Below are 16,856 nucleotides of genomic sequence, written 5' to 3' on the forward strand. Positions count from 1 at the left end.
ATATGAGGTTGGAGAATTGCATGCGTAAACAGTGGGTCTGGATTACCGGGTGGTTTCTTTTATTCACATTCTGGCTTCCGGCGAGTTGGGCTGAAATGGGCTGGCAGCCACTGGCTCAGACCATTCGAAAAAGCGAAAAAGATCCGCGGCAATATCAGGCGATCAAGCTAGATAACGGAATGACCGTTCTGCTGGTTTCCGATCCGCAAGCACCCAAATCTTTGGCATCACTGGCGCTGCCTATTGGCTCGTTGGACGATCCCAATAACCAACTGGGGTTAGCGCACTACCTTGAACACATGGTACTGATGGGATCGAAACGTTATCCAGAACCTGAGGCGCTGTCCGAGTTTTTGAAAAAGCACGGCGGCAGCCACAATGCCAGTACGGCGTCCTATCGCACGGCGTTTTATCTGGAAGTTGAAAATGATGCGTTGCGGCCTGCAGTGGATCGGATGGCCGATGCGATTGCGGAGCCACTGCTCGATCCGGTGAATGCCGATCGTGAACGTAATGCGGTCAATGCGGAATTGACGATGGCGCGTTCGCGTGACGGTCACCGCATGGCACAGGTAGGGGCGGAAACGTTAAATCCGGCGCACCCGAGCGCACGCTTCTCGGGGGGCAATCTTGAAACCCTGAGCGATAAACCCGGCAGTAAACTGCATGATGAGTTGGTGAAGTTCTACCAGCAATACTACTCCGCTAATCTGATGAAGGGGGTCATTTACAGCAATCAGCCTCTGCCTGAACTGGCGAAACTGGCGGCCGACACATTCGGGCGTATTGCCAATCACAACGCTAGCGTTCCTGCGGTTACCGTTCCTGTGACGACGGAAAAGCAGCGTGGCGTGATGATTCATTACGTTCCGGCCCAGCCGAGAAAACAACTGCGTATTGAGTTTCGCGTCAGCGATATTAGTCAGGCATTCCGTAGCAAGACGGATACCTATATCAGCTATCTACTCGGCAACCGCAGCCAGAATACGCTTTCCGACTGGTTGCAAAAGGAAGGACTGGTTGAGTCTATCGGCGCAGGTTCTTCACCGATAATCGACCGCAACGGCGGTATGTTTGCGATTTCGGCCTCGCTGACCGATAAAGGTCTGGCGCAGCGTGATGAAGTGATCGCAGCCATATTCCGTTACCTGCAACAAATCCGTACCGAGGGGATTCAACAGCGTTATTTTGATGAGATCGCGCATGTTCTGGATCTGGATTTCCGCTATCCGTCCATCAGCCGGGATATGGATTACATCGAATGGTTAGTTGATACCATGCTGCGCGTGCCAGTCGAGCATACGCTGGATGCACAGTATGTGGCGGATCGTTACGATCCGAAAGCTATCGCTGCCCGACTGGATGAAATGACGCCGCAGAATGCGCGTGTATGGGTCATCAGCCCGAATGAGCCGCATAATAAGGTGGCCTATTTTGTCGATGCGCCTTACGAGATGGATAAAATCCCGTCTGCGACCTTTGCCAAATGGAAAACGCTGGGGCAGAAAATGTCCCTGTCTTTGCCAACGATCAACCCTTACATCCCGGATGATTTCTCTCTGATCAAATCGGATAAGGCGATGACTAAACCGACGCTCCTGCTGAATCAGCCGGGGTTGCGCGTGTTGTACATGCCAAGTCACTATTTCGCCGATGAGCCGAAAGCAGAAATCACGCTGTTTCTGCGTAATCAGGAAGCGCGCAGTACCGCACGTAATCAGGTGCTGTTTGCGTTAAACGATTATCTGGCGGGTCTGGCGTTGGATGAACTGAGTTATCAGGCATCGATTGGTGGCATCAGTTTCTCCACCCGCAGCAATGATGGTCTGGTGATTAGTGCAGATGGCTATACCCAGCATTTGCCACGGTTGCTACTGACGTTGGCGGATGGCTATGCCTCCTTTACCTCAACGGAAGCGCAGTTAGAGCAGGCTAAATCTTGGTACTTGCAGCAATTGGATGCGGTAGAGAAATCAAAAGCCTTTGAACAGGCGCTACAGCCGATTCAGGCGGTATCACAACTACCTTACTTCGAGCGCGGTGAACGCCGTAAGTTGCTGAAGGATATCCGCTTACAGGACGTGGTTAACTACCGCAACGATCTGCTGCAAAAAGCCACGCCTGAAATGCTGGTTGTCGGCAATCTGGCACCAGAGCGGGTAACCGAACTGGCGAGTACGCTGAAAGCGCATCTGAAAGCCGGTGGAGAAAATCTGTCGCGCAGTGATGATGTTAAAGTCAGTAAACCTCAGCTTGCTAATCTACAGCGCCCAGGCAGCAGCACGGATTCTGCGTTAGCGGCGGTGTATGTACCGACTGGCTACTCGGAAACGCAAAGCATGGCCTATGGCTCAGTACTGGGGCAGATCGTCCAGCCTTGGTTCTATAGCCAACTGAGAACAGAAGAGCAGTTGGGCTATGCGGTGTTTGCTTTCCCGACGACCATTGGCCGACAGATGGGCATCGGCTTCCTGCTGCAAAGCAATAGCAAACAGCCCGCTTATTTGTATCAGCGCTATGAAGACTTTTTCCTGAAAGCGCAAAAACGACTGCGTGAAATGAGTGAAGAAGAGTTTGCACAGTATAAGCAAGGCGTGATGAATGAACTGAGCCAGCGTCCGCAAACATTGGGCGAAGAGGCCAGCCGACTGCGCAACGATTTGGATCGGGAAAATTTTGCTTTTGATTCGCGTGAGAAGTTGCTCGAACAAATCAAGCCGCTAACGGTGAAGCAACTGGCAGATTTCTTCCAGCAGGCGCTGAAGCCTGAAGGGCTGGCGGTACTGTCACAGGTTTCCGGTAGCCATCATGGCAAAGCTGACTACGCTGCCCCGAAAGGGTGGCATACCTACGCGGATGCATCGTCATTGCAGAAAACGTTACCGCGTGAGAAAGCTCCCGCGATGATTCCTGCGCCAGCCGCACAGCCAGCGACATCGGAAGCTGTCGGTAAGGTTTCAGCAGAATGAAAAACACCGCGCCGCAATCATTAGACGTCATGACGTTGCCGCTTCTGGGGGAGCGGTTGATTGAGGCATCGGCCGGAACGGGTAAAACCTATACGCTGGCTGCGCTTTACCTGCGCCTGCTGCTGGGGTTGGGTAAGCAAGCCGCGTATCCACGCCCGTTACTGGTCGAGGAAATTCTGGTTGTGACCTTTACGGAGGCCGCGACCGAAGAATTACGTGAGCGTATCCGTGCAAGAATCCACGCGTTGCGCATCGCCTGCCTGCGTAAAAGCGCTCAGGGTGAAAGTGCGGAGAAGCATAAGGATACGTCGCTAGCGCAACTGCTGGCGGAGATTGCGGATCATCGAGAGGCTGCCGATGTATTGTTGGCGGCCGAACGGCAAATGGATGAGGCGGCGATCTACACGATCCACGGTTTCTGCCAACGCATGCTCAGTACCAATGCATTTGAATCCGGCGTGTTGTTTGAACAGGTGCTGATCGAAGATGAGCAGCCGTTGCGCCGTCAGGCCTGCGCTGATTTCTGGCGTCGCTATTGCTATCCGCTGCCGGTAGAGGTTGCGCGTATTGTCGGTCTGGAGTGGAAAGGGCCGGAGAATTTGCTAGCCGATCTGGCTCCTTATCTGCACGGCGAAGCGCCTGCGTTTCGCTTGCCGCCAGAAGAGGGCGAAACGTTGCTGAGTCGACATGAGAAAATCGTGGCGACGATCGACGCTTACAAACAACGTTGGTTGGCGTCAGCATCGGAGATGGAAGCGCTAATCGTGGCGTCTGGTGTGGATAAACGTAGCTACAGTAGTAAGCACCTTCCCAACTGGCTACAGAAAGTCACGCTGTGGGCGGAGCAGCTAACGCTGGATTATCAACTGCCGAAAGATCTGGTGAGATTTGCCCAGCAAACGTTAATCGAGAAAACGAAGAAAGGCGATCCACCAGTTCATCCTGTGTTTGAGGCGACGGAGCGGCTGCTTGCAGAGCCGCTGTCGCTGCGTGATTTGGTCATTGTCCGCGCGCTGTCGGCAATTCGGGATTCTGTACGTGAAGAAAAACGGCAGCGTGCGGAGTTGGGGTTTGACGATCTGCTGAGCCGTCTGGATGATGCGTTGCAACAGCCCGCAGGAGAACGGCTTGCCAGCGCCATTCGTGAACGTTATCCGGTAGCGATGATCGATGAATTTCAGGATACAGACCCGCAACAATACCGTATTTTCCGCACGCTTTATGTCGGGCAACCGCAGTGCGGGCTATTGTTGATCGGCGATCCTAAGCAGGCTATTTATGCATTTCGCGGTGCGGATATTTTTACCTATATGCACGCGCGTGGAGAAGTGGCTGCTCATTATACGCTGGGTACGAACTGGCGCTCATCGCACCAGATGGTACGTGGTGTGAATCGCCTGTTTGAACGTCTCGAACATCCTTTTATTTTTCACAATATCCCTTTTTTACCGGTCAACCCTGCTGAATCCAAGCGCAGTTTGGTGTTTGAAGTCACCGAGCAGCCTCAGCCTGCGCTGCAATTCTGGCTAACGGGCGCGGAACCGATTGGCGTAGGTGATTATCAGCAACAGATGGCGCGCCAGTGTGCGGCGCAGATTTGTGATTGGCTGGCCGCCAGCCAGCGTAATGAAGCCTGGTTGATAACCGACGATTCTCGGCGTTTGGTCAAAGCCTCTGACATGAGCGTGCTGGTGCGTAGCCGACGTGAAGCGTCGCTGATCCACGATGCGCTGAGCCGTTTGTCCATTCCTTCTGTCTACCTGTCCAATCGCGATAGCGTGTTCAGTACACCGGAAGCCAGCGATATCTTGTGGCTGTTGCAGGCGGTGTTGGCTCCGGAGCAAGAGCGCACGTTACGCAGCGCAATGGCGACGGCTCTAATGGGGCTGGATGCTGCACAGATCGATGCGCTGGGGCAAAGTGAATCAGCGTGGGATGCGCTGGTCGATGAATTTGCTGGCTATCGTGCGCTGTGGCGTCAGCGTGGCGTTTTACCGATGCTGAGAGCGTTGATGAGCCAACATCAACTGGCTGAGAATTTGCTGGCAAGTACAGAGGGCGAACGCCGTATTACCGATATTCTGCATATTGGCGAATTATTGCAGGATGCTTCGGCAACGCTGGATAGCGAGCATGCGCTGGTGCGCTGGCTATCGCAACAGATTGTCCAGCCTAATCCGCAGGCAGAGAGTCAGCAGCTACGTCTGGAAAGCGATCGCCACTTGGTGCAGATCGTGACGATCCATAAATCGAAGGGACTGGAATATCCGCTGGTTTGGCTGCCTTTTATCAGTAATTTCCGCGTGCAGGATCAGGGGATTTATCACGATCGTGATAGCTATCAGGCCGTGTTGGATCTGCAAAATAATGAAGAAAGCCAAGTGTTGGCAGAAGAGGAGCGGCTGGCTGAAGATTTACGTCTGTTATATGTCGCATTAACCCGTTCCATCTACCACTGTAGCGTTGGCGTCGCGCCCGTTCAGCGGTCGCGTAAGAAAGATGGAAGCAGCGATATGCACCACAGCGCGCTGGGCTATTTGCTCCAGCGGGGTCAAGAGGCGGATGTTGCCACCTTGGTCAGCGAGCTTGAGGGAATGGTGGGCGACGGTGTCGCATTGACGCGGCTACAGACGACGGAGGCTCAGCGTTGGCAACCGGATAGCCCGGAATTGACGGCGCTGCGAGCTCGACACATTGAACGCCAACTGCGTGACAACTGGCGAGTGACCAGCTATTCGGGGCTTCAGCAACATGGTTCAGCAAACGCGCAGGATCTGGTGCCACGTCTGGATATTGAAGCGATAGGCGAGCGTCAGGAGGCAGGTGAAACTCAATTGACGCCGCATACGTTCCCGCGCGGTGCGAGTCCGGGGACGTTTTTGCACAGCCTGTTTGAAACGCTGGATTTTACCCAACCCGTTGATGATGACTGGCTGGCCGAGCAGTTGCAGCTACAGGGATTTGAAGCGCACTGGCATCCGGTATTGCAGGCGTGGATGGATACGCTTTTGACTACGCCGCTTGACGAGCAAGGGATCATATTATCGGCGCTGGAGAATCAGGATAAGCAGGCTGAATTACAGTTTTATATACCGATTGAGGCCCCGATGCAGGCGGCGCAACTCGATCGGTTAGCAAAGCACTACGATCCGTTATCCGCACGGTGTCCCGCGCTGTCTTTTCAGCAAGTTAAGGGCATGCTGAAAGGGTTTATCGATCTGGTGTTCCGTTGGGAAGGTCGCTATTACCTGCTGGACTATAAGTCCAACTGGCTCGGCCCCGATGCCAGTGCGTACACCCAAGCGGCGATGATGCAGTCAATGGCCGAGCACCGTTATGACCTGCAATACCAACTCTACACGCTGGCTTTACACCGCTATCTACGTCACCGCATTGCGGATTATGACTATGAGCGTCACTTTGGCGGCGTATTTTATCTGTTTTTACGCGGCGTTGAGGAATCCCATCCCGGTAATGGTATTTTTGCTTTTCGCCCCCCCGCTGAATTTGTTTTCGGACTTGATGCGTTGTTTAAAGGTGATTTATCCAAAGGTGATGTGTTTAAGGGAAAGGCGCTTGATGATGCTGACACAGGAATTTCGTCATGATTGCCTTACTTGAAATGGCGCAGGCACGGCGGTTGCTGCGTCCGCTGGATATACAGTTTGCCAGAATGCTGGCCGATGAGACGCAGCCCGATCTGCTGCTGGCTGCCGCTTGCCTAAGTGCGCATTCTGGTGCGGGACACGTGTGTTTACCGCTGGAAAATTTGCAGGCGCAGATGTTGTTTGACGGCCGCGATCCTGAACTGGCTCAGCAGTTGCTCGCGAGTGTTGGGCTCAACACCGTTGTCGCCTGGCAACAGAATTTGCTGGCGTCCGGCACTGTTAGCGATGGTAGCAAACCGACGCCGCTGGTGCTGCAAGGTGAAAAGCTTTATTTACAGCGCAACTGGCAGAGTGAAGGCTGCGTGGCGCAGTTTATTGCCAGCGAGCGCGATACGGTATCGGTCGATGAACCTGCGATTCGAGCCGTACTGGATCGGCTGTTTCCTGACACGGGCGAAGAGATTGACTGGCAGAAGGTGGCCGCTGCTGTTGCCTTGACGCGCCGTGTTGCGATTATTTCTGGTGGTCCGGGAACGGGGAAAACCACGACGGTTGCTAAGTTGCTGGCAGCGCTGATTGAGCTGAATGCGGGAGACGCGTTACGTATTCAATTGGCAGCACCGACCGGAAAGGCGGCAGCACGCTTAACGGAGTCGCTGGGGCTGGCATTGCACCGTCTGGCGGTGGATCAGACGCAGCGAGAGGCGTTTCCACAGGAAGCGACAACACTGCATCGGCTTCTAGGGGCGGTGACGGATAGCCAGCGAATGCGCCACCATCAGGGAAACCCGCTGCATCTGGATGTGCTAATTGTGGACGAGGCGTCGATGGTCGATCTGCCGATGATGGCGAATGTGATCGCCGCGCTTCCGGCACAGGCCAGAATTATCTTTCTGGGTGACCGCGATCAGTTGGCGTCCGTCGAGGCGGGGGCGGTGTTAGGTGACATCTGCCGTTTTGCCGAGGCTGGCTATAGCCGTGCACGGGCGCAGCAATTGCAGCGGCTGACGGGCTGTAAGCTGGATGAAAGCGGCTCTGAAGGGCAAACGACAATCAGTGACAGTATCTGTCTGTTGCGTCGGAGCTACCGTTTCGATCCGCATTCCGGCATTGGCCAACTGGCGCTGGCGGTGAACGGCGGCGATGATGCTCGTGTGCGTGCGGTGTTGAACGGCGAGTTTGCCGACATCACCTGTAGCCCGTTAACTGAGGCTGAAGAGTATCAGGTGATGTTGGTGCAGTGCGTCGAAGGGTATCGTGATTATCTACAGCTTATCGCTGTGGGAGCGCCGCCGGATACCGTGCTACTTGCCTTCCAACGTTATCGTCAACTGTGTGCGTTGCGGGAAGGGCCGTTTGGCGTAGCCGGTCTCAATCAGCGTATCGAGCAGGCTTTGCACCAGTCTGGGCTGATTCAGCGCAGCCGCAATCCGCTTAACCGCTGGTATCCCGGTCGACCGGTGATGATTGAACGTAATGATGCCGCATTGGGTCTGTTCAATGGTGATATCGGTATTGCAATGACGGGAGAAAACGGGGAGCTGCGCGTATTTTTCCCCTTGCCGAATGGCGAAACCAAAGATGTTACGCCAAGCCGTCTGCCGCCGCATGAAACGGCTTATGCGATGACGGTGCATAAATCGCAGGGGTCTGAATTCGATCATACTGCGCTGGTGCTGCCTAACCATTACTTACCTGTGCTGACCCGTGAGTTGGTGTATACCGCCATCACGCGTGCGCGCCAGCGCTTGTCGCTCTATACCGATGTTCGAATTCTCTGTCGGGCGGTGAAAACGCCAACACAGCGCTATAGCGGTTTGGAAGAGAGAATTGGTGCACTAATGGGACATTTTGGATAGGGCTCTACTTTTGAACGGACGCTAAAGTCAGGCGGACTCGCGCTCAATCAGCGAAAAACCAATATCCATGATGGGGGAGGGTACGCCTTTCCCCTCAATCTTTTCTGCCAGCATTGCTGCGGCATCGGTGCCGATTCTCCAGCGATCGATCCTGACGGTGGTAATGGTTGGTGTGTTGTGTGCAGCGAAATCAAGATCGCCAAATCCCATGACTGCCAGTTTCTTTGGCACCACTAATCCTCTGGCTGCGGCTTCGATAATCACCCCCTGCGCCAGCGTATCGGAACTGCAAATGATGGCATCAAAGGTCTCGCCATCGGCCAGAAGTTCGCTTAGTCCTTGTCGCCCTAATGCCAGCGTCGCAGGCCACGGGGCGATGGCTTCACGCACATAGCTTCCCGGCTGTTTTTGTATGATGTCGTAAATGCCTTTCTTACGCAGTCCGGCACGTGCATCTTCCGTCCAGACAAGGCCGAAGCGCGAATGTCCCTTACCGATCAAATACTGCCCGATGGTATTCCCGATACTTTCATGGGAAAAACCGACCAGCATATCGAGCGGTGTCGGGGTGAGATCCCAGATTTCAACGACGGGGATTGCGGCGTTGAGGAGGAGACGTTTGAGCTCGGGCGTATGGTGAATACCGGTGAGGACGATACCATCAGGGCGACGAGAAAGCAGTGTGGTGACAATCTCCGCTTCGGATTCATTGGTATAGCCAGAGACGCATAACAGCATGTGATAACCGCGCGCGGCCAGCTCATCGCTAATTGCCTGAACAGTATCAACAAACATGTTGTTATTGATTTGCGGCACCACGACGGCAATGAGTTTGCTGCGTCGGGAAGCCAGCCCACCTGCTAACATATTGGGGATGTAGCCTGTGGCTTGGACAGCTTCCATCACCTTGTTTACGGTTTCCGCACGAACAATTTTCGGGTTGTTCAGTGCACGGCTGACGGTCATGGGCGAAATGCCCGCGGCGCGTGCCACATCTTCAAGCGTGGGCGCGCGGGGCGGAGTGCTGCTGGCGTTCTTATCGTGTTTCAATCACCGGTTCCCTTTTGAGGTTGCGCGCGTATTCACGTGTTGCGAGATTATCGTTGATGGTACATCGGTTTTCCAGTCACCTGTGTTTTTAGCAATCTGCCTGTATTTTCTCGTTTTTCGGGCTGACACCTAAACTTCCCGCTCGTATTTTGGTTTTATCCTCTTATTCTTTATGGTGATTGCGCAATCATTATTTGGTTGCTTGGGATGTATTTTGAGTATTTTAATGATTATTTTGTGATCTGAGTTGCATGTTTTTCCTTCATTTATCGCTATCTTCCTTTTGGTTAATAAATGTTAGCGCAATCATTTATGAGGTGAGACATGACTATCAGTGCAAATTCAGCGGCAGTTAGCTATGCAAAAGTCACGAATGTCAGAACGGCTGCCGAGTCGGGCGATCGGATCGAATGGGTAAAACTCTCTCTGGCGTTTCTGCCGTTGGCAACGCCAGTCAGCGATGCAAAAGTGCTGACCGGAAGGCAAAAACCGCTGACCGAAGTCGCTATTATTTTTGCGGAAATTCGCAGTCGCGATGGGTTTGAAGGAGTGGGGTTCAGCTACTCCAAGCGTGCGGGTGGACAAGGTATCTATGCTCATGCGAAAGAAATAGCGGATAACCTGTTAGGCGAAGATCCGAACGATATCGATAAGATCTATACCAAATTGCTGTGGGCTGGCGCATCGGTTGGCCGTAGCGGAATGGCGGTGCAGGCCATTTCTCCGCTCGACATCGCACTGTGGGACATGAAAGCCAAGCGTGCAGGTTTGCCTCTGTCGAAGTTGTTGGGTTCACATCGCGATTCCGTTCAGTGCTACAACACCTCCGGCGGCTTCCTGCATACGCCGTTGGATCAGGTATTAAAAAATGTCGTGATTTCTCGCGAAAGCGGTATCGGCGGAATCAAACTAAAAGTGGGACAGCCGAATACCGCAGAGGATATCCGTCGTCTCACGGCGGTGCGAGAAGCATTGGGAGACGATTTCCCTCTGATGGTGGATGCCAATCAGCAGTGGGACCGCGAAACAGCGATTCGTATGGGCAGAAAAATGGAAGCGTTTAATCTGGTCTGGATTGAAGAGCCGCTGGATGCCTACGATGTGGAAGGCCACGCGGCGCTGACGGCTGCGCTGGATACGCCGATTGCCACTGGCGAGATGTTGACCAGTTTCCGTGAGCATGAACAGTTGATTCTCGGTAACGCCAGTGACTTCGTGCAGCCGGATGCACCGCGCGTAGGTGGGATTTCTCCTTTCCTGAAAATCATGGATTTGGCAGCGAAGCATGGCCGTAAGCTGGCACCGCATTTTGCGATGGAAGTGCATTTGCATCTGGCCGCCGCTTATCCGATTGAGCCCTGGTTGGAACATTTCGAGTGGCTGAATCCGCTTTTCAACGAGCAACTAGAGTTGCGCGATGGGCGCATGTGGGTGTCCGATCGTCTGGGGTTAGGGTTCACGCTGAGTGAACAGGCAAGAAAGTGGACGACGCTGAGCTGTGAGTTTGGCAAGCAGCCATAGGCAGGGGAAATCGTCGTGGCCGATGTTACGATCGGCCACGAGAAGCGTTATTGAATGAAATAATTCAGAGGTCTAGTACCAGAATCTTTGATCGCCGCTGGTAGTTGTACAGCGCCTGTTTTTTCTTCGGCAACATCTCCACCTCGGCGGGTAAAAAGCCGCGCTCCTGGAACCAGTGGATGCTGTGCGTCGTCAGCACGAATAGCTTTTTCAGACCCTGCTGGCGCGCCTGAGCGGCAACGCGCTGTAACAGCATATCGCCACGTGATGAGCTGCGGTAATCCGGGTGAACCGCGACGCAGGCCATTTCGCCGATGCTTTCTTCCGGGAACGGGTAAAGCGCGGCGCAGGCGATGGTCAGGTTGTCGCGTGCGACAACGGTAAATTTGTCGATCTCCATTTCCAACTGCTCGCGCGAGCGTCTGACCAGAATGCCTTGTTCTTCCAGCGGGCGGATCAACTCCAGAATACCGCCGATGTCATTGATGGTCGCACGGCGAACCTGCTCGGCGCTTTCCATCACGATCTGCGTGCCGATTCCATCGCGTGAGAACAGTTCCTGCAACAGGGCACCGTCGTCCTGATAGCTGATCAGGTGGCTGCGACGCACGCCGCTACGGCAGGCTTTGACTGCGCCGCGCAGAAATCTGACCGTACCAGAGTGGTAATCGCCAGCCTGTTCCAGTACATCAATACGCTGCTGCGCATCGTCTGGGAACAGTTCAGAAATGATGCGGCCTTCTTCGTTGGTGACGCCCTGAGAGGAGCAGAAGCCGATCATCTTCTCCGCTTTCAGCTTAATCGCTAACTGGGTCGCAACTTCTTCCGAGGTTAAATTGAAACTTTCGCCGGTGACTGAAACCGCAACTGGGCCAAGCAGCACAATTGCGCCGCTATTCAACTGGCGATGAACCGCTTCTTCATCAATGCGACGAATACGGCCGCTGTGGCAGTAGTCCACGCCGTCATCAACGCCAAGCGGTTGTGCGATAATAAAATTACCGCTGACGACATTAATATGGGCACCTTGCAGCGGCGTGTTGTTCAGGCTCATCGACAGACGAGCGGTGATGTCCAGTTGCAGCATACCCGCCGCCTGTTTGACCAGCTCCAGCGTGGCGCTGTCGGTGATTCGGGTATTTTTATGGTAGTGAGGCTCGTAGTGGTGCGTTGTCAGGTTGGCATCGATCTGAGGGCGAGCGCCATAAACCACCACCAGCTTGATTCCCAGACTGTGTAGCAGCCCGATATCATTTACGATGCTAGAGAAGTTGGCATGTTCAATGGCTTCGCCACCCAACATGATGACAAACGTTTTGCCACGGTGGGCATTGATATAGGGAACTGAATGGCGGAAGCCCTGAACCAGCTCTGTACTACGTTCCTTCACTGTGAGCCCTCTTTGCATTTTTATTCGTAATTTCTGTATTTTTATTCTTTATGACATAAAACGCAAGAGGAAGTATTAACCAGAAAAGTGAGGTTAATGCTTCAAATTTATGATATCCGCCTGTTATAAGGCCTGCACATGATTTTTGCATGACAGAGCTAAGCTGATTCGTTAAAGTTTTTGACAATTTTTACCTTTATTCATTTTTTGATGGCATATCCAGCACTGTGGCACCACGACAATGCAGGGTAGCGCACAGCAATAAGATCGGAGTGGCATGTCTCATTCGAATCATCATCTGACTCGGCGGCGTCTATTACAAAGCGCAGCAGCAACCTGGTTATTAAGCGTAAGCGGTGTGGGTTTGGCTGCGACCACACAGGTCATCGCCGTGCGCGTCTGGCCATCTTCCGCCTACACCCGCGTCACATTAGAATCCAACCACCCGCTGAAATATAAACAGTTTAGTTTGAGTAATCCTGAACGTATCGTGGTGGATATCGAAAATGTTCACTTGAACAGCGTACTGAAAGAGATAGCCAGCAAGTTTCAGCAGGATAACGATCCGCTGATTAAAGAAGCTCGCATCGGCCAGTTTGATAAAAGTACGGTGCGTTTGGTGCTGGAGCTCAAACAGCAGGCAACGACCAAAGTCTTTACGCTGGGGCCAGTGGCTGAATTCAAGCACCGACTGGTATTGGATTTGTACCCTGCGGCAGGGCGCTACGATAACGAAGAAGATCCACTGCTGGCGCTGCTGGAGGACTACAACAAAGGCGAACTGGAGCGCACGCTGCCGGCAGAAGCGCCGAAAGCCGGGAAAGCGGGGCGAGATCGCCCGTTGATTATTATGCTCGATCCCGGTCACGGCGGTGAAGATCCCGGCGCGATTGGCAAGAATAAGACGCGCGAGAAAGACATCGTGTTGCAAATTGCCCGCCGTCTGCGCAAGCTGATCGATAATGAATCCAACATGAAAGCGTATATGACGCGTAATGAAGATGTGTTCATCCCGCTGCGTGTGCGGGTGGCAAAAGCGCGCAAGCAACGTGCCGATTTGTTCATTTCGATTCATGCGGATGCCTTTACCAATCGCTCAGCCAGAGGATCGTCGGTTTTTGCGCTCTCGAAGAAAGGGGCAACCAGTACTGCCGCTAAATTTTTGGCTGAGACGCAGAATGAATCGGATTTGATCGGTGGGGTAAGCATGAGCGGCGATCGCTATTTGGATCACACCATGTTCGATCTGGTGCAGACCGTGACGATTGGCGACAGCCTAAAGTTTGGTAAAGAGATCTTGACTCGGCTGGGTAAGGTGAATCGTCTGCATAAAAACAGCGTCGATCAGGCTGGTTTTGCGGTACTGAAAGCCCCGGATATCCCTTCTGTTCTGGTTGAGACGGCATTTATTAGTAATCTGGAAGAAGAGCGCAAGCTGCGCACCAGTCAGTTTCAACAGCAGATTGCCGAATCCATTTTTGCAGGAATTAAAGCCTACTTCGCCAGTCAGGCTGAGCGGTAGTGGGGGGTGGGGGGAGCGTCAATATTACGCAGTGACCGCGTCTTGTCGGCGCGGTTCAGAAACATTTTCTCTGAACGTTGTGTGCTGAAGTAAAATAGGTAGAAAAATCTGGCGCAAAAAACAAAAAAGCACCCGTTAAGGTGCTTTGTCGCTGACTTCCTAATTAAAGATAGTGTTAGTTGGTTGCGGGGGCCGGATTTGAACCGACGACCTTCGGGTTATGAGCCCGACGAGCTACCAGGCTGCTCCACCCCGCGTCCGTAATAACTAATCTTCACTGCCTTGATGGACGACTCACATCAATTGGTTGCGGGGGCCGGATTTGAACCGACGACCTTCGGGTTATGAGCCCGACGAGCTACCAGGCTGCTCCACCCCGCGTCCGTACTGACTAATCTTCACTGCTTTTGATGGACGACTCACATCAATTGGTTGCGGGGGCCGGATTTGAACCGACGACCTTCGGGTTATGAGCCCGACGAGCTACCAGGCTGCTCCACCCCGCGTCCGTGGATGCGCACTATACTCTCCATGAACATTGATGCAACCTATTTCTGTAAAAAGCGCCGCATTTGGCTGTTAGGTGATTGATTTACCACCTGATGGGTTGTTTTGTGAACGTAATGGGGCGATTTACAGAAAATAGCCTCTTGCGATGCCGTGCGCCGAACCGTTCTTCCTTACCTCATTGATTTATGCGCTATCCCATTCCTTTCTCGATAGGCGTTTGTTATCGTTCGACGGTAAATTTTTGATGTAAAAAGCGAGCGCAAAAGATGAAGGGACGGTGGGGAAAATATGTGCTGACCGCAGTGGTCATCGCCATTTTGGCGGGGTGCCAATCCAGGCCAACCGATCGCGGGCAGCAATATAAAGATGGTCACCTCAACCAGCCTTTGGAATTGGTGAATGAACCCAATGCCAAAGGGAAGCCAGTTAACGCGCGAGATTTCATCACCCAGGTTGCGGAAATTCGGTCGGCGTCACCGAATCTTTATACACGCAATAACACCATCTTCCAGGCGATCGAAAACTGGATGATGTCGGGGGCGGATACCCGCGAACTGAGCAAATTTGGTCTGAACGCCTGGCAGATGGAAGGCGTTGATAACTTTGGGAATGTGCAGTTCACCGGCTATTACACGCCAGTATTGCAGGCGCGCCACACCCGTCAGGGGGAATTCCGCCATCCTTTATATGCTATGCCGCCAAAGGGTAAAAATAACCGCCGTCTACCGGATCGTGCCGGAATTTATTCAGGCGCGCTGGATGAGCGACTGGTTCTCGCCTGGACCAATTCGCTGGTTGATAACTTCATGATGGAAGTGCAAGGCAGCGCCTATATTGATTTTGGCGATGGACGCCCTCTGACGTTCTTCGGCTACGCGGGCAAAAACGGCCATGCTTACCGCAGTATTGGTAAGGTACTGATCGATCGTGGGGAAGTGCCACGTGAAGAGATGTCCATGCAGGCGATTCGCAAATGGACGGAGCAGCATTCCGAGTATGAAGTGCGTGAACTGTTTGAACAGAACCCTTCTTTTGTCTTCTTTAAACCGATGATGTCTGCGCCTGTGAAAGGGGCAAGTGCTGTGCCGTTGGTGGCGAAGGCTTCCGTCGCTTCTGACCGTTCACTGATTCCGGCTGGCACGGCGCTGTTAATGGAAGTACCGCTGCTGGATAACGCTGGCAAATTTACCGGCAAGTATGAGATGCGCCTGATGATTGCGCTGGATGTCGGTGGAGCAATTAAAGGCCAACACTTCGATATGTATCAGGGTATTGGGCCGGACGCGGGGCACTCGGCAGGTTTCTATAACCACTATGGTCGGGTCTGGGTATTGAAGAACGGGCAAAGCAGTTCGGCGAACGGCTCAGGCTCGCTGTTAGTCAGTAATCCACGGTAGCTATCCCTTTCGTTTGATATCTCAGAAGTGGCTTTCTATTTATGCCACTTCTGAGAGTAAATCCTTACGTTCTACACGCTAATCCCAGAAGAGAATCAGCTTTTAAAACCGTATTTGCTGCTCAGTCCTAATTCGTTCACGATGCGAACGCCGGAATCTAACGCTTCGCCTTGTAAGCCTCGCAGTGGACGGCGCAGGCTGCCTGCCGGTAAACCTACCGCCTTCATCAATGATTTTACCGCCACTGGGTTGATTGCCGAATAGGTGTAATGCAGCAGCGGCAGCAAATGCTGATAGGCTTTACGGAAGCGTTCCGCATCCTCACCGTTTTTCCACGGACGAGAAATTTCGGCCAGTTCTGCCGGTGCAATGTTGCCCGTCATGTTGGCAGTTCCATGGCCTCCCAGCGACATCGTTGGCACCACTAAACCCAGATTGGGCGAATCGCAGCACATTACCGAAACATCAGGATTCCCCGCCAGAACCTGTGCGACCTGACCCACGCGAGTCGTGGATTCTTTATGAATAACGTAGTTCGGGTGTTTGAAAATACGCAGCAGCGACGTCCAGTGCAGATCCGTTTTCACGCGTGGCGGGTTGTTATAGATCCCTAATGGCAAATCGGTCGCGTCTGCAATTTCCAGAAAGTAGCTTTCGATATCGCTCTCGCTGGCACAGATATAAGCGGGCGCGGCGATAATGGCACCGTCTGCGCCGTTGTCATGCGCATAGCGAACATAGTCAATGGTGGTATCGGTATTGTTACCGGTGCAGCCGTAGAACAACTTCATTTTACTGGTGCTGTATTGTGCGGTACGGTGGATGATCGCTTTTCTCTCGTCTGGGGACAGCATGGAAACTTCCCCCGTTGATCCCATAATCAAAACGGCAGCCGTGCCGTTGTCTTCCTGGAATTTTAATAACGCCTCAAATGCGCCGAAATCCACACTACCATCGTCATTAAACGGTGTGATGAGGGCAACAAATGACCCTTCAATTTTTTCTCTGCTCATGTCTGTTTCCTGTCGGT

Annotated in this window: 9 protein-coding genes and 3 tRNA genes; 6 read left to right on the forward strand and 6 right to left on the reverse strand. The window is 53.1% G+C overall.

Features of this window, described 5'->3' with window-relative positions:
- The first annotated feature begins 20 nt into the window (after nucleotides 1-20).
- The 3 genes from ptrA to recD are packed head-to-tail and all read left to right on the forward strand — an operon-like array spanning nucleotide 21 to nucleotide 8,436.
- Complete coding sequence (gene ptrA, locus A7983_RS13725; RefSeq protein ID WP_005975866.1) at nucleotides 21-2,969, forward strand: pitrilysin; 2,949 nt, start codon at nucleotides 21-23, stop codon at nucleotides 2,967-2,969.
- Nucleotides 2,966-6,577 (forward strand): exodeoxyribonuclease V subunit beta, encoded by a 3,612-nt coding sequence (gene recB / locus A7983_RS13730; RefSeq protein ID WP_005975867.1) that lies wholly within the window; start codon nucleotides 2,966-2,968, stop codon nucleotides 6,575-6,577. The genes ptrA and recB overlap by 4 nt, the downstream gene beginning before the upstream one ends.
- Nucleotides 6,574-8,436 (forward strand): exodeoxyribonuclease V subunit alpha, encoded by a 1,863-nt coding sequence (recD, locus tag A7983_RS13735; RefSeq protein WP_005975868.1) that lies wholly within the window; start codon nucleotides 6,574-6,576, stop codon nucleotides 8,434-8,436. Before recB ends, recD begins: the two co-directional genes overlap by 4 nt.
- A gap of 27 nt (nucleotides 8,437-8,463) precedes the next feature.
- On the opposite strand, the gene A7983_RS13740 is transcribed toward recD, so the two are convergent.
- On the reverse strand, nucleotides 8,464-9,486 hold the full coding sequence (locus A7983_RS13740) for a LacI family DNA-binding transcriptional regulator (protein WP_005975869.1): 1,023 nt from the start codon (nucleotides 9,484-9,486) through the stop codon (nucleotides 8,464-8,466).
- Between the two features lie 324 nt (nucleotides 9,487-9,810).
- On the opposite strand from A7983_RS13740, the gene A7983_RS13745 reads away from it, so the two are divergent.
- Nucleotides 9,811-11,007: an L-talarate/galactarate dehydratase gene (locus A7983_RS13745; protein ID WP_005975870.1), complete on the forward strand. Its 1,197-nt coding sequence runs from the start codon at nucleotides 9,811-9,813 to the stop codon at nucleotides 11,005-11,007.
- A gap of 64 nt (nucleotides 11,008-11,071) precedes the next feature.
- Here A7983_RS13745 and argA read toward each other — a convergent pair whose 3' ends face one another.
- Nucleotides 11,072-12,397, reverse strand: a complete 1,326-nt coding sequence (argA, locus tag A7983_RS13750) for an amino-acid N-acetyltransferase (RefSeq protein ID WP_005975871.1) — start codon at nucleotides 12,395-12,397, stop codon at nucleotides 11,072-11,074.
- A 277-nt stretch (nucleotides 12,398-12,674) separates the two neighbouring features.
- Between argA and amiC the strand changes: the two genes are divergently transcribed.
- Entirely contained in the window at nucleotides 12,675-13,919 is a 1,245-nt protein-coding gene (gene amiC / locus A7983_RS13755; protein ID WP_005975872.1) for an N-acetylmuramoyl-L-alanine amidase AmiC, read from the forward strand.
- A 180-nt stretch (nucleotides 13,920-14,099) separates the two neighbouring features.
- On the opposite strand, the gene A7983_RS13760 is transcribed toward amiC, so the two are convergent.
- From A7983_RS13760 to A7983_RS13770, 3 genes are all read right to left on the reverse strand, one after another.
- Nucleotides 14,100-14,176: transfer RNA gene (locus tag A7983_RS13760), tRNA-Met, on the reverse strand.
- 47 nt (nucleotides 14,177-14,223) lie between these two features.
- A tRNA-Met gene (locus tag A7983_RS13765) sits at nucleotides 14,224-14,300 on the reverse strand.
- Nucleotides 14,301-14,348: 48 nt separating this feature from the next.
- Nucleotides 14,349-14,425: transfer RNA gene (locus A7983_RS13770), tRNA-Met, on the reverse strand.
- A 270-nt stretch (nucleotides 14,426-14,695) separates the two neighbouring features.
- Here A7983_RS13770 and mltA point away from each other — a divergent pair.
- Nucleotides 14,696-15,826, forward strand: a complete 1,131-nt coding sequence (gene mltA, locus A7983_RS13775; protein WP_005975873.1) for a murein transglycosylase A — start codon at nucleotides 14,696-14,698, stop codon at nucleotides 15,824-15,826.
- Nucleotides 15,827-15,921: 95 nt separating this feature from the next.
- Here mltA and A7983_RS13780 read toward each other — a convergent pair whose 3' ends face one another.
- Complete coding sequence (locus tag A7983_RS13780) at nucleotides 15,922-16,839, reverse strand: 4-hydroxy-tetrahydrodipicolinate synthase family protein (RefSeq protein ID WP_005975875.1); 918 nt, start codon at nucleotides 16,837-16,839, stop codon at nucleotides 15,922-15,924.
- Between the last annotated feature and the right edge of the window lie 17 nt (nucleotides 16,840-16,856).

The sequence above is a fragment of the Pectobacterium wasabiae CFBP 3304 genome (genome assembly GCF_001742185.1).
GTDB classification, from domain to species: Bacteria; Pseudomonadota; Gammaproteobacteria; order Enterobacterales; family Enterobacteriaceae; genus Pectobacterium; species Pectobacterium wasabiae.

Excerpts from the sequence above, each read along its gene's own strand:
- ptrA (WP_005975866.1), top strand. The coding sequence starts at position 21 with ATGCGTAAACAGTGGGTCTGGATTACCGGGTGGTTTCTTTTATTCACA.
- recB (WP_005975867.1), top strand. The coding sequence starts at position 2,966 with ATGAAAAACACCGCGCCGCAATCATTAGACGTCATGACGTTGCCGCTT.
- recD (WP_005975868.1), top strand. The coding sequence starts at position 6,574 with ATGATTGCCTTACTTGAAATGGCGCAGGCACGGCGGTTGCTGCGTCCG.
- A7983_RS13745 (WP_005975870.1), top strand. The coding sequence starts at position 9,811 with ATGACTATCAGTGCAAATTCAGCGGCAGTTAGCTATGCAAAAGTCACG.
- amiC (WP_005975872.1), top strand. The coding sequence starts at position 12,675 with ATGTCTCATTCGAATCATCATCTGACTCGGCGGCGTCTATTACAAAGC.
- mltA (WP_005975873.1), top strand. The coding sequence starts at position 14,696 with ATGAAGGGACGGTGGGGAAAATATGTGCTGACCGCAGTGGTCATCGCC.
- A7983_RS13780 (WP_005975875.1), bottom strand. The coding sequence starts at position 16,839 with ATGAGCAGAGAAAAAATTGAAGGGTCATTTGTTGCCCTCATCACACCG.